The following is a 2,183-nucleotide window of genomic DNA, read 5'->3' as shown; positions in this document are numbered from 1 at the left end:
TAACCGTAAATCTGTTTAAAACATCTCAGATTCACGGTTATTTGGCGTTTCTGTTTTTAATTTTAGTTGCTTCTATTATAAAATTTCTTAGTTCGGGCTTACATTGTTTTTTATTGGCCGCAACAGTATGAATTTGAGCGAACTATTTCAGCGCAATTCTGAAATAGCCGATGAACAAGGGCTCGACGCCCGCAGTCAGCCGCATGTAGTATTTGAGATTGCGAAAAGAAGAATATTACAGTCCATCCTTAAATATTCATTTTCCTAAAGGGGTTCCACCAACAAAGCGCTGAAAACATACGCTAAGGTATTGTTCAGAAAACCATGAGTTTCCTAACACCTTATTAATAAAGGGTTATAAGGATTTTTCTCATTCATAATGTTCAATAACTCATTCACTTATCTATGTTTAGCAAATAGGTCAAAAATAAGTTTCGTTACATTTTTGATAGGATTAGCGTATAGAAAATGTATTTTTTCTATGTCGAAATGTGCTTAACGTATGTTTTCCGCGAAATGTTGGTTGTATTCCAAGGCGTTTTAAATATAGCTTAAAAATAATGTTTGGTAAATCAAAACAACCCTTTACGATTCTAAGATAGTATGGTCGTATAGGGTTGTTTTGTTATTCTGGTAAATTAAAATGTATTTTCAGTAAGGCTAGATTGAACTCTGTCATTATGACTGGAATGAAGAATACGTTATTAACGTTCTATTTTTTAAGTAACTCTTCTACATCACTTAATGTTTTACCCTTTAACAAATCAGGTATAACCACGAACTCTTCTCTGACATCAGCAGGAACATCTTCTCTATGTTCGTGAATAATATAAGCTTGCTCTGAATCGCCTTCAACAATTACATTATCTTCTAATTGTCCTTCTATCCTTTTAGAGACAAACTCAATTGACTCGTCTTTGTCGATTACAATATTATATGGGATGCTTCCAGGACCATACAAATTTTCTTTAATTCCTGTTTGATTTAAAAAGAGAATATTAGATTCTTCGGGGTCTGGTTTCTTATATTCTGTACTTTCATTCATTACATTTCCTACATATTTAGCATTCTCATCATATACTTTTATTTCAGAAGCATATGGGATCATTACGTTGATTGTACTATCAACTTCACCTTTATATACTTCTTCAATATGAAACTCATAAATGTGTCCTTCAGTATATGTGTTTTCTGATGGTATTTCAGGATTTGCATAATTACGGACCATATTGTCCTTATCTATATATTTTCCAAAGTGCCCTTTTACAATTACCTCGGAATCATTGATAACATCTTCCAATCGTTCAACTCTCTGTTCATCACTGGAATCAACCATTTGACTAACAGTTTCATCTCCACTCCCACATGCCTGCAAAAAGATTAATCCCATCAAGAGGGTCCCTATAATAACAGTGCATTTTTTCATGAATAGTCTCCTTTCGAAGTTTATCGAATTATATTAACCCTATTAATATCAAGAGTAGTAGGGTATGTTAAGCGTTCTCTATTTCTATCTCCATTCATAATGGAACTGACTGAACCTCTTAGATCGGCTAAACCAAATACATGACCAATTTCGTGGGATGCTACACTCCTTCGAACATTGGCACTATTTCGTACATCAGAGCGATATGAATTGATATAGGTATAAAAAGGAGTACTGTATGTACTATGACCGTTATTATATATTATTCTACCAAAAGTGCCAGGACGAGATGAATCATATTCAGCAGTCATTATATTTGGAGCACCAGATCGACTATATATATTCCTGTATTTATGGTTACTATCCCAGTTAGTATAAGCTTGTACCCATTGAGTATTATAAGCTTGTACTTGAACTTCAACGTTTTTTGTATTAGGTTTTCTCCCATTTGTATATGCGTCGGCAGACCCTACAGTTGAGAAAAATAAGGTAAAAATAAGTAATAACATAAAACTAACTTTTTTTAATCTAAAGTTCCACAATTTTTTTCCTCCTCTTTTTATAATATTTTGACTTTTATCGATGCAGTTCTCTCACTTCCTCCTCTCTTTATTCGACCTTTCTACTTAATATTATACAATAGGCACAAAGGTGTAAGCGTCAAGTAAAAATGAACACTTTTCGCTAATTAATTTTGGACACTATCGTCATTAAAAATAGTCTTACGATTTTTCATTCTGTAACTATCATCGTCTTT

Annotated in this window: 3 protein-coding genes; 1 reads left to right on the top strand and 2 read right to left on the bottom strand. The window is 33.1% G+C overall.

Features of this window, described 5'->3' with window-relative positions; translation table 11 throughout:
• Nucleotides 1-133 precede the first annotated feature (133 nt).
• Nucleotides 134-268, top strand: coding sequence for a hypothetical protein (locus tag ACFSBH_RS12355; protein ID WP_379597783.1), 135 nt, complete (start codon nucleotides 134-136; stop codon nucleotides 266-268).
• Between the two features lie 444 nt (nucleotides 269-712).
• Here ACFSBH_RS12355 and ACFSBH_RS12350 read toward each other — a convergent pair whose 3' ends face one another.
• Both ACFSBH_RS12350 and ACFSBH_RS12345 read right to left on the bottom strand, forming a co-directional pair.
• Nucleotides 713-1,426, bottom strand: a complete 714-nt coding sequence (locus ACFSBH_RS12350; RefSeq protein WP_251517973.1) for a hypothetical protein — start codon at nucleotides 1,424-1,426, stop codon at nucleotides 713-715.
• Between the two features lie 20 nt (nucleotides 1,427-1,446).
• A complete protein-coding gene (locus ACFSBH_RS12345; RefSeq protein ID WP_251517975.1) occupies nucleotides 1,447-1,968 on the bottom strand; it encodes a zinc metalloprotease in 522 nt (173 codons plus the stop codon).
• Between the last annotated feature and the right edge of the window lie 215 nt (nucleotides 1,969-2,183).

The sequence above is a fragment of the Oceanobacillus luteolus genome (genome assembly GCF_042678205.1).
Classification (GTDB): Bacteria; Bacillota; Bacilli; order Bacillales; family Amphibacillaceae; genus Oceanobacillus; species Oceanobacillus luteolus.
This window is presented reverse-complemented; position numbering and strand designations above follow the sequence as displayed.